Here is an 11,740-nt window from a genome sequence, read left to right as displayed (position 1 = left end):
CCAAGAAGGAGGATTTATCATTTGAATATTTTATTACGAAAAGCTGCAGTGACGGCATTGTCCGTGACCATGGTAACGTCATCTTTTGGCCTGATTCCAAGTCCGAATGCGGCATATGCTGCAGAAAGTACAGCGACAACTACGAGTGCAGGCGTGACGCAAGCTTATGAATCGTTGTTCCAGACGGATAACGTCATTGACGTGAATGTAACGATTGATGATGCAGACTGGAAGAGTATGCTCGAAAGTCCGCTGGATAAGGATTATAAGAATGTTAGTGTGGAAGTGGATGGCAACAAGCTGGACAACGTCGGTTTCTCCACCAAGGGCAATCTGACCCTGAAAGCCGTATCCTCAATGGAAGATTCAGACCGGTACAGCTTCAGACTGAAGTTTGATAAATACGATAAAACACAAACCCTGCTTGGACTGGATAAAATGGTCTTGAACAACAACTATGCCGATCCATCATACATGCGTGAAGTTCTTCATTATGAAGCACTGCGCAGCATTGGCATGGATGTACCGATGACGAACTATGTTAATCTATATGTTAACGGCGAGCTGGTTGGTTTCTATACTGGCGTTGAAGCGGTGGATGACAGCTATCTGGAGCGTAACTACGGTGAGGATTACGAAGAAGGTGTCCTCTATGATACGGATGAGAAGAGTTATCTGCAATATGAAGAGGGCAGTGACTACAGCACAATCACCAAAGACTTGGGTACGGATAAGGACAAAGCCAAACTAAAAACGTTTATCCAAACCCTGAACGAGATGCCAGAAGGTGAAAAAGGCGATATTGAAAGTGTGCTGGACGTGGATTCGGCACTTCAATATATTGCGGGCAACATGGTTTTTGGCAACTATGACAGTTATAACGGCGACAAAGGACACAACTACATGCTCTACAGTGATGCCGATGGCAAGTTCACCGTTGTTCCTTGGGACTTTAACATGTCCTTCAACGGGTACTCGGGTGGAGGCGGACGTGGCACAACAACCGGATCAACCACGACCAACACCAATGCAACAAACGTATCTGTGGACGAGCCCGTACTGGGCATTAGCATGGAAAATGTACCGATGATTAATAACCTGCTTGCTGTGCCGGAGTATAAGGAAAAATATATGAGTTACGTCAATGAACTGACGGACTATATGGAAGGCATTCAGGATCGTATTACCGGCCTTGCCGATGAGATTCGTCCTTATGTAGAAGCAGATCCAACGAAATTCTATACAACAGAACAGTTTGAATCCAACATTGCTTATTCTGCAAATGCAGATGCAGCAGGTGGCATGGGCGGCACACCACCAGAAGGATTTGAGGAAATGACACCACCGGAGGGCATGGAAGGCATGACGCCGCCTGAAGGTTTTGAAGGAATGACACCTCCAGATGGAGCAACACCTCCGGATGGCACAACGGGAACAGGAACAACAGATAGCACAGGCAATATGCAGATACGTCCTGGCGGTAACTTTGGCGGAGGAGGCGGAGGTATGGGCTCCATGGCAGCCGGATCACTGACGACATTTGCCCTGAACCGTCTTGCGAATCTGCAAGAGCAACTTGGGCGTGAAGTAACGCCGTTGCCTGAGACTTCAGAAGATACAGGCTCGAGTACTTCATCCGGTACAACCGACAAAACCATTACCGTAAAACTTGATGGTAAATCAATCACCTTCCCGGATCAGGATCCGCTGCAGCAAAGTGGCAGAGTGATGGTACCTGTGAATGCAATTCTCGAAGCACTTGGTGCAGAAGTGACTTGGGACAAAACGGCAAAAACAGTAACAACCGTTCTGAATGACCAGACTCTTGTGCTCAAGATCGGAAGCAGCACGGCAACCGTAAATGGGGAGACATTCGAAATTGATGCACCAGCGATTATTCAAAACAGTCGCACACTCGTGCCGGTTCGCTTCATCTCCGAAGGACTGGGACTGACCGTGGATTGGGATCAAACCGCTGCACAAGTAAGCCTTACATCCAAATAAGAAATATCTCCTGAAGAGCAGCTTTGTTGTACGGAGAACGAGAAAAGGGATTCGATGGTCAGATCGAATCCCTTTTTGTGCTGCTTTTGCAGATTATTCTCACATAATTACGGAGAAAGCGGAAAAACTTTGATTTTTAATTGTGAAAACTGTGATAAATGTCACTGAAATATTATAAATATTGTGATCTATCCTACCGATAAGACTATAGTGATGTTCGAAACGGAATTGAAATCGGCTTGAATATCCCCACAATTATATAGGGAAAAGGGTGGCTCACACACATGCGAAGCATGAGCATCGGTACCAAAATCAGTTTGATCGTTATCAGTATATTTATCGTCTTCTCCTCAGCCGTGGCGGTAAGTGTAATCATGGAGATGAGACAGGGGATTACGACATTCGCAACAGAGAAGGCGAAGCGAGATTTGGAGATGGCGAATCATATCATTACATATAAGTATCCAGGAGATTGGGTCATTAAGGATGGACAATTATTCAAAGGGGATACCGCGCTGGAAGGTAACTTTGAACTTGTAGATGAGATTGGAGAAGCATCCGGGGACACGGTAACGATCTTCCGAGGTGACGAACGTGTTGCTACGAATGTTATGGTGGACGGGGAGCGCGCTGTGGGCACGAAGGTATCGGCTGAGGTTGCCCAGACCGTTTTGCAGCAAGGGGAAAAATACTTCGGTGAAGCTGTGGTTGTGGGTCAGAAATATCAAACGGCCTATGAACCAATCAAGAACGCATCCGGAGAGATTATCGGAATTTTCTATGTTGGTGCTTCTCAATCATTAATCGATGTGATTATCTCCTCGTTCCTTAAGACATTCCTGATCGTATTCCTGCTTGCAATGTTGGTCGCAATCATCTTGATCCTGTGGTATGTTCGCAGGGTGAGAGTACGGATTGAACGGGTATCCGTGGCGATTAAGCGTGCGGGTACAGGCGATTTTACACAGCCGGTTGTGGACCATGTCCAAGACGAAATTGGCATGTTGGGCACCGGATACAATGAGATGAGAAGTAATCTGCAGGTCATCATTCAGGGGGGACTTCAGGCTGCGGAGAAGGCGGGACATTCGACCGGGCTGCTCCTGAAGATTGCGGATCAAACAGCCAAAGAATCGGCGCAGATTGCATCCTCTGTTGAACAAGTGGCACAGGGTGCCAAGAGCCAGACGATCAGTACGGAAGAAAATCTGCAGGCCATGGAAGAAGTGGCTATAGGCGTACAACGTATGGCGGACAAGGCCTCCAGCATCTCGGACTCTGCGTTGTATTCACGCAACCAGGCAGAAACGGGAGGTGAAGCGGTGCAACTTACCGTTCAGCAGATGTCTACGATTGAATCCTCCGTTACCAGAACCGATGAAGTCATTCGCATGCTGGAAGGGAAGTCGGCACAGATTAGCCAGATGGTTTCCACCATTCATGAGATTGCGAATCAAACGAATCTACTCGCCCTTAATGCATCCATTGAAGCGGCAAGAGCCGGGGAACATGGCAGAGGATTTGCCGTGGTATCTACTGAGGTTCGTAAACTGGCTGAACAAGCTGGAGACTCTTCAGATCGTATTGAAGAACTGGTCAAAGCCATGGAACAAGATATGCAGCAATCGCTATCGGCCATGTCGAGAGTGAAGGAGGAAGTGCAAGAAGGACTGCGCTTGACCCGGGAAACGGAGCAAAATTTCAGCCTGATCCGGGATACGAACTTGCGTATGGCTACAGAGATTGAGGACATGGCTGCGACGAGTGAAGAGATGTCCGCAGGCGTGGAGCAGATTGTGGCTTCCGTACATGAGATTGCTCGCCATGCGCAGACGGCCAGTACCAATTCACAGCAGGCTGCCGGATCTGTGCATGAACAGCTCAAGTCGGTAGAGCAGATCAAGGCGTCTGCGGCTATTTTGTCTGATGTGTCGACAGAACTCCAGACTTCACTTCGTCCGTTTAAGATATAATATCTGTTACAATAGGGAAAAGGAGGGACTGTCTATGGCCCCTGATAAAACAAAACTTTTCCCAAATGAGAATATCCGAACGGTGTGTTACATTCAAAACCTGCCACCGCGTTCCAACGTGGACATTGGAAATTATACGTACTATAGCGATAACACGAATCCGCCAGAGCAATTCTATGACCGGATACAACATCATTATGACTTTATTGGTGATCGCCTGGTCATCGGTAATTTCTGTGCAATTGCGGAAGGTGTGACATTCATTATGAATGGCGCCAATCACCGGATGGAGGGCATGACGACGTATCCGTTCAACATTTTTGGTGGCGGATGGGAGCGGGTGACACCTACATTGGAGCAACTACCATATAAGGGTGATACGGTACTGGGCAACGATGTCTGGCTTGGGCAACATGTGACAATTATGCCTGGTGTTACGATTGGAGATGGCGCTATTGTTGCATCTAATTCAACGGTTGTGAAGGATGTTGAACCCTATACCATTGTTGGTGGTAATCCAGCCAAGATTGTCAAAAAACGCTTTGATGAAGAAACGATTGCGCTGCTGCTGGAATTGAAGTGGTGGGATCAGGATGAGGAGTGGCTCGATACACATCTGGAACGTCTTGTCTCTACCTATGATTCACAGACACTACGCGAACTTCTGAACAGGAAGTAGGATAGATGTAAAAGAAGACATGAAAATGGCTGTTTACGGACGGAGCTATTTTCCACGCAAATCAGGCCCTGGACCGTTTTGAGCGGATCAGGGCCTCTTGTTGTCCAAGATGAAATGTTAGTTTAGCGGGTGGGTGGTCGTAGGGTGCAATCAGACTGTACTGATGGGGGCTTTAAATGAGTATGAGCTTCTGCATGATCCGTGTTTGTCTGTTTGCCTGAATAAAAGTTAATGATATCATCAACGGTAGTAAACACGACATTTAAATCCATATTATCATTGTGTGTTTGAATAAAAACCTCTTTTCAATGGGTTGTTACGTTTGTTACGTGGTTTAATTTAAAGCTTCTTTCATGCTTAAGCCTGCTGTGAATACAGGAACTTTACCGGCAGGTAATTGAATTTCTTTGCCTGTTCTCCGACTTCTTCCCGTTCTTGCCTCACGTTTCTGTACTTCAAATTTCCCGAATCCAACCAGTTGAACTTCTTTACCTTCTTTGAGAGCTTCGAGAATCGAGTCCAGTACAACAGTTACAGCTTTTTCAGCATTCTTCTTGGAGAAACCGCCAGCCTTAGCTACTTCTGTGATTAATTGTTCTTTATCCATGGGGAATACCTCGCTTTCATTCTTGGAATGTGAAGTTGTTTTTGTACAAAATCAGTATAAATAAAAAGCTGCCTTGCAAAAGGCAGCTTTCATATAATTAAAGTTTAGTAACGTTCTCAGCTTGTGGTCCACGGTTACCTTGAGTTACTTCAAATTGAACGCGTTGTCCTTCGTCCAATGATTTGTAACCTTCACCTTGAATTGCACTGAAATGAACGAATACGTCTGTTCCTTCTTCAGTTTCGATAAAGCCGAATCCTTTATCCGCGTTGAACCATTTCACTGTACCTGTTTGCATGTGATTCCTCCAAAAAATAAGTTTTTAGCCGATCATTATGACGAGTATAATTTAAAATTGACACTCACCTGGTGCATTTAAACCACGAACTTGATGTCCGCTAATGTATCGATTAATATGATAATACCATGTCCGCTAATATAAGTCAAGATTTGGAGGTATTTTCTAATGAATCAGTCATCAGGCATATCGGTGCAGCGGGAACCGACGATAGAAGAATTCATTCATATGCTTGCCAATGAGGATGAATTGCAACCCAAAACCGTGAAGGAATATGCAAGTGATCTGAAACACTTCATCGAATGGTACAAGGAAAGCACCATGCTCAGCGAAGAGTTTACAATGCGCATTGAAGACGTAGAAACATCCACTTTAGTCCATTATCGCGAAGATTCACACAAAATTATGTTATTGAAGCCAGCCACCATTAACCGGAGGCTGATTACGCTGAAGCGTTTTTTCAAATGGGCTGTCTTGGAATCGAGGCTCAGTCATGACCCTTCCAAAGCATTAAAATTCATTCCGGAAGACAAAGTCAGTCCACGCCGAATGACATCCGAAGAAGAGCAGGCATTCCTCGCGGCAGTGGAGTATGGTAACTCCCTTCGTGATCAGACCATCCTGACCCTTATGTTTCACACAGGCTTGCGAACGATGGAGGTATGCAATCTCACGCCTCATGATATCGAACTTGGTAGACGAAGTGGTCACCTGACAGTGAGAGCCGATAAACGCAACGTGCAGCGTAAGATCCCTTTGAACATGCAGTGTATTGTAATATTGAATCAGTACTTATCTAATCTTGCTACCGATAGTGTATACCTTTTTCCTTCGGAGAAGACAAACGATCGTTTAACGGAAAGAGCACTGCGCCATCTGATTAAAAAAGTAATGATTGCAGCAGGGCTGGAAGGTCTGAGTTCACACGACCTGCGTCATCGTTTTGGATACGCCATGGCAGAGCATACGCCACTTCACCGTTTGGCGGAGATGATGGGACACACCAATCCAGATACAACAATGATTTATGTGAAAACATTAAGTACGAATCATCGTTGAAAACAAAAATGAAGGATTAAAATTATAGTTAGAATCAAAATACCACTTATTAGAAGTACTTCGAAATTTCCGTGTTTGTATTACTTTAACCTATCCTTATCATTCATATACTCCCCTTCACATTTCACTTAGGCACTGCCCGACAGGGTTGCCTTCCCCCTATTAAAGAAAGCGATTACATATCCCTGATAATATTGTATATTATGATGGCAACCTTGGAACTGGACAACATGAGCCGTTTGTATTAGGCATACATTTGGTGAGCGATCAAAATCAAATGATTCACAATGCTACATATATATTATTTGCTAGGGCATAAGGCCCGTCATAAAGGGAGGAATCCAAACGTGTACCGGGTACTGCTGGTGGATGATGAAGAAGATGTGCGTGAAGGACTTGTTGTGGAGGTCGATTGGGAAGCGCTCGATCTGCGGATTGTTGGTTTGGCTGAGAATGGGCGGGAAGCATTGGAGATGGCGGAGCGGGTAGAGCCGGATATTGTGGTGACCGATATCAGCATGCCCTTCATGAATGGTTTGGAACTCGCGCAAAGATTGAGGAAGCGAAATCCACTTGTGAAGGTGGTTATTTTGACTGGATATGATGAATTTGATTATGCGAGGCAAGCTATCTCGTTAAGTGTGGATGAATATCTGTTGAAGCCGTTCTCGGCAGGACATCTCACTGAACTGCTCACAAGACTGCGCGCCCAGATGGCGGCTGAAGTGGCTGAGCGTGAAGATGTACAACAACTGCGTGAGCACTATCATACCAGCTTGCCATTACTGCAGGCAGATCTGATGGCGACCCTGCTCCATCGGCAGAAATCTGCGACATATATTCATAGTAAAGCCAAACAATGCGGATTGGATCTGACAGGAGAACGCTATGGGGTGTCCGTATTGACACTGCATATGGAAGGAGATGCGCAGAAGGAGAAATCTGAGGGAACATTCAATGAGCCTCCACAGCGACATAACCAAGCAACATCTGGGGAAGCAGTCCAGTCTGAGTCTGAGATATTTGTTCCCGGAGGTTCCTTGCGTCAATCGGAGGATGCTGAACTGAAACGCTTTGCTGCACTTAACATTGCGGCAGAAGTCTGGTCGGAGCATGGGGCTGGTCATGCTTTTATGCATCAGGAGACAATTGTGCTGCTCTATGTGGATCGATCGGGCGGTATAGATGGAGCGAAGCGGCAACAGAAGGCATTGGAAAATGTGATGCGCAGCATCAACCACTATTTGCGTATCCCGGCAACGGTGGGATCTGGTCAGATTGTCGATACCCTTGCGGATGTGAATCAGGCCTATGAAGATGCCCTGCGGGCATTGGATTATCGGCTTGTGCCTGGGACGGATTCAATCATATACATCGCGGATGTGGAGCGACAGACGGCGGGCAAGCTGCGATTCGACGAGTTGAAGCAGCAGACGCTGACACGTTGTCTGAAGGCGGGTACACAAGCGGAGCTGGAGGAAGCACTTGCGATCATTTTCCGGGAAATTACAGTGGAACACGGGCGAAGTGATATTCAGCTCTATCTGATTGAAGTGTTAACAACCGTATGGAAGGCAGCACAGGCATCAGGGGAAGAAATGGAAGACATCTTTGGTGCAGGGTTCCAGTTGTATGCGGATTTGTTCCGACTGCCGGGTCTCACTGAAGCACAGAAGAAGGTACGGGAGGTCTGTCTACTCGTACAACATCGCATTGCCAGCGGCCGCCAGCATGTATACAAGGATATTGTCGAACAGGCGTTAGTCTTCACCAAAGAGCATTATGCCGACCCGGACCTGTCCATTCAGAAGGTATGCGGACATCTGCATATCAGCTCCGGTTATTTTTGCGGCATTTTCAAAAAAGAAGTACAACTTACCTTCCTTCAGTACCTGATGCAGATCCGAATGGAGGCAGCCCGTGAACTGCTTCGCTCGACAGAGCTGAAGTCCTTTGAGATTGCGGAGCAGGTTGGCTTTGCTGAACCGAATTACTTCAGTTTTTGTTTCAAAAAACATATTGGCGTCTCGCCCAAAGAATATCGTAAACAGGCTTCCCAGGCAGTAATTGAAGGTTCAATCCGATGAAGTTCTTGTCCGGATGGGTGAAGTCCATGGGACTGCAATTACGCTCCCGGCTGCGTTCGTCCAGAGTCAGCAGTATCCGGTTTATTATTACGTGGTCCTTCTCTGTTTTCATCGTTCTGGTGCTGACCATCATGGCGATGCTTCTGCATGACAAGTTCACGCAGGCTGCCGAGCGAAGTGCGGAACTGACGACGAGACAGATTGTAGATCAGGTCAGTTATAACCTGGAGGATTACGTTCGCAGCATGTCTCATCTGTACCGTGCCATTGAGGAACACATGCTGCGTGACGGAACATGGGAAGGGGAACTGGTGGACAAACAGCTCGACACACTGCTAAGCAGTCGTGAAGATATTATCTCGATTACTCTGCTCGATTCCACGGGGAAATTGCTCAAGAACCGACCTACAGCCGAATTAAAACCGAGTGCCCATGTGACACAGCAAGGGTGGTTTCAGTCTGCGCTTCGTGTGCCGGATCACCTGAGTTTCTCGTTACCTCATATTCAGAACATGTACACAGGCCCATATAAATGGGTCGTTTCCATGAGCAAGGGCATAACGATACGGCAAAATGGTCAGGATCGGCAGGTTATCCTGCTGGTTGATATCAATTTCAAACAGATGGATGAACTGAGCCGTCGGGTCAGTCTGGGACAACGAGGATACGTGTATATCATCGATGAGAGTGCGGGCAATATCGTGTACCATCCGCAGCAGCAATTGATGTATATGGGACTCAAAAGTGAAAATATCGAACAGGCTTTGGTGGCATCCGGCAGTTACGAAGATGAAGCTGATGGACAGAAAAGGCTGAATACCGTGAAGTCCGTTGCCAATATCGGGTGGAAAATTGTCGGTGTTGCCTATTTGGATGAGATTATGACAACGCGCCAGGAAGTCAATGGATATCTCATTCGTGTATTGGTCGTTGTACTGGTGCTGGTCATTCTCGTATCGTTGTTTCTTTCCTCCAGTCTGACTCGTCCGATCCGGCGAATGGAACGCAAGATGAAGGCCGTAGAGCGTGGGGATTTCAACGTGGAGTTGCCTACGACTGGGCCGCTTGAAGTGGAACGTTTATCCCGTCGCTTCAACCTGATGGTCAATAAAATCCGAACTCTGATGGATGAGATCATCCACGAACAGGAACAGAAGCGGCGTCTGGAGCTGGAAGCCTTGCAGGCCCAGATTAATCCGCATTTTTTGTACAATACACTGAATTCCGTGGTGCGCATGGTAGGCATGAGCCGTAATGAGGAAGTGATCACGATGATCACGTCTCTTTCGCGCTTGTTCCGCATCAGTCTTAGTCAAGGGAAAACGATTATCACGATCAGGGAAGAGCTGGAGCATGCGCAGCATTATTTGACGATCCAGCAGATGAGGTTCAAGCGCAAATTCAACTTTATCATCCATGCAGATGAGACGCTCCTGGAATGCCTGACATTAAAGCTGGTGCTTCAACCCCTGATTGAGAACGCCATTGTTCATGGCATCGAGTACCACATGGACGAAGGAAGTATTGAGGTTGATGTCTATCGTGAGGACAACAAGCTGGTATTTCGCATTACAGATAATGGGGTCGGCATGACGAAAGAACAGATGTCGGGATTATTAAGTGGCCGTCCTGTGGTCAAAAGCGGTGCAGGCTCAGGCGTAGCGGTACGTAATGTACATGACCGAATCCGGCTCTATTATGGGGAGGGCTACGGTCTTGAATTTGCAAGTGAGCTGGAAGAAGGCACCACGGTCTGGATTCGGATCCCCATTCAATCGCAGCAGAAGGAGGGCGAGCCTGATGATGGACAACAAGATGAATAGAAACGATGCCCATAGAGTTAAAGGTTTGAATATCCGTATATTTTGGAAAAAGAATGGTGCGAGTTTCCCGGGAGTTCGGAAACGTGGGTTATTAACTCTGGCAGTTGCAATCTTCTGTCTGCTTATAAGCAGTGCCTGTGGCCTATCGAGTCCAGATGCAACGGTATTACCACCACGTGTTGCGCTGATTACACCAGCTGGAACTGGCGAACTTGCGGAAGCCATCCGGCTTGGTGCCGAAGCGGCTGCCAAAGAGAGTGGGGCGGAACTGATTAACGTGGAAGCATACCCTCCAGATGGTCATATGTACACACCAGCCATTCCAGACTCTGATGGAAGTAAGAAGAAGATCAAACAGGCAAATCCCAACAGCCAAACGATGTCTCGCAGTGTGCGCGAGCAGGCTCAGGTGGAAGCCGCCGCCTTGGCTCTGAAGCAGGGAGCATCTGCTCTATTGGTTGATCCTCTAAGTGAGAAGGCACTTAGCGATATCATTCAGGAGGCACAGACAACACATTCCGATGGAACCATCGTTCCTGTCATTGTGCTTAACGATGAATTTCCTGTGAAAGGTATTACCAGCATCATCTCCATGGATAACATGGAGGCCGGGAGACAGGCGGGTCAGGCCATGGCGGAGCTTCTGGAAGGGAAAGGACATGTAGCACTATTGGGGCCAGACCCCGTGAATTCCGGTCTGATTCAGAGAGAGCAGGGGGTTATGGAAGTCCTGGTACAGTATCCTGACATCCAAGTGGGACCCAAAGCGATATGTAATACACGGGATGGATGTTGGCAGACTGCGAAGCAATTGCTGGACCAGCAGGAGGTGGACGTGCACGGCTTCATTGCGCTTCAGGAACCGGCTTCACTGGGAGCAGCCGATGAATTGAATCGACGGAAAACTGCGGACAAGGTAAGGATTGTTGGATTCGGCAGTGAACAACAGCAACTGGAGCAATTGCAGGAAGGGGTCCTGGATCATCTCATCGTCCAGAATGGATACAGTGCAGGTTATCTGGGATTGAATCAAGCTGTTGCGCGGCTGAACAATCAACAGGTGCAAGCGAGAGTTCTCCTTGAGACGAAGCTGGTGAGTACTGACAATATGTTCTGGATGGATAACCAGAAGCTGTTGTTTCCTTTTGTACAATGAATGAATACAGGAACGAATGCTGAATGAAGAAATGAAGACACTTTATAACTTGAG

General features: G+C 47.1%; 9 protein-coding genes. 7 read left to right on the top strand and 2 right to left on the bottom strand.

Annotation, left to right across the window (positions count from 1 at the left end; translation table 11 throughout):
- Positions 1-21: 21 nt before the first annotated feature.
- The 3 genes from ACE3K2_RS05740 (at position 22) to ACE3K2_RS05730 (ending at position 4,656) form a co-directional block, all read left to right on the top strand.
- Positions 22-2,004, top strand: coding sequence for a CotH kinase family protein (locus ACE3K2_RS05740; RefSeq protein WP_421887812.1), 1,983 nt, complete (start codon positions 22-24; stop codon positions 2,002-2,004).
- A gap of 284 nt (positions 2,005-2,288) precedes the next feature.
- Positions 2,289-3,977 (top strand): methyl-accepting chemotaxis protein, encoded by a 1,689-nt coding sequence (locus ACE3K2_RS05735; RefSeq protein ID WP_421887809.1) that lies wholly within the window; start codon positions 2,289-2,291, stop codon positions 3,975-3,977.
- 34 nt (positions 3,978-4,011) lie between these two features.
- Positions 4,012-4,656, top strand: coding sequence for a Vat family streptogramin A O-acetyltransferase (locus ACE3K2_RS05730; RefSeq protein WP_421887806.1), 645 nt, complete (start codon positions 4,012-4,014; stop codon positions 4,654-4,656).
- Positions 4,657-4,990: 334 nt separating this feature from the next.
- Here the strand turns inward: ACE3K2_RS05730 and ACE3K2_RS05725 are convergent, their stop codons facing one another.
- Complete coding sequence (locus ACE3K2_RS05725; RefSeq protein WP_169480336.1) at positions 4,991-5,263, bottom strand: HU family DNA-binding protein; 273 nt, start codon at positions 5,261-5,263, stop codon at positions 4,991-4,993.
- Positions 5,264-5,360: 97 nt separating this feature from the next.
- Complete coding sequence (locus tag ACE3K2_RS05720; protein WP_017690333.1) at positions 5,361-5,561, bottom strand: cold-shock protein; 201 nt, start codon at positions 5,559-5,561, stop codon at positions 5,361-5,363.
- Positions 5,562-5,729: 168 nt separating this feature from the next.
- On the opposite strand from ACE3K2_RS05720, the gene ACE3K2_RS05715 reads away from it, so the two are divergent.
- The 4 genes from ACE3K2_RS05715 (at position 5,730) to ACE3K2_RS05700 (ending at position 11,686) form a co-directional block, all read left to right on the top strand.
- Positions 5,730-6,620 (top strand): tyrosine-type recombinase/integrase, encoded by an 891-nt coding sequence (locus ACE3K2_RS05715; protein WP_421887801.1) that lies wholly within the window; start codon positions 5,730-5,732, stop codon positions 6,618-6,620.
- A 347-nt stretch (positions 6,621-6,967) separates the two neighbouring features.
- Positions 6,968-8,707, top strand: a complete 1,740-nt coding sequence (locus ACE3K2_RS05710; RefSeq protein ID WP_421887799.1) for a response regulator — start codon at positions 6,968-6,970, stop codon at positions 8,705-8,707.
- On the top strand, positions 8,704-10,530 hold the full coding sequence (locus ACE3K2_RS05705) for a histidine kinase (RefSeq protein ID WP_421887797.1): 1,827 nt from the start codon (positions 8,704-8,706) through the stop codon (positions 10,528-10,530). The genes ACE3K2_RS05710 and ACE3K2_RS05705 overlap by 4 nt, the downstream gene beginning before the upstream one ends.
- A complete protein-coding gene (locus tag ACE3K2_RS05700) occupies positions 10,508-11,686 on the top strand; it encodes a substrate-binding domain-containing protein (protein ID WP_421887794.1) in 1,179 nt (392 codons plus the stop codon). The genes ACE3K2_RS05705 and ACE3K2_RS05700 overlap by 23 nt, the downstream gene beginning before the upstream one ends.
- The last annotated feature ends 54 nt before the right edge of the window (positions 11,687-11,740 follow it).

Origin of the sequence: Paenibacillus sp. (genome assembly GCF_048976745.1) — a bacterium.
Lineage (GTDB): Bacteria > Bacillota > Bacilli > Paenibacillales > Paenibacillaceae > Paenibacillus.
The sequence above is the reverse complement of the archived record's forward strand: the minus strand, read 5'-3'. Positions and strand labels throughout refer to the sequence as shown.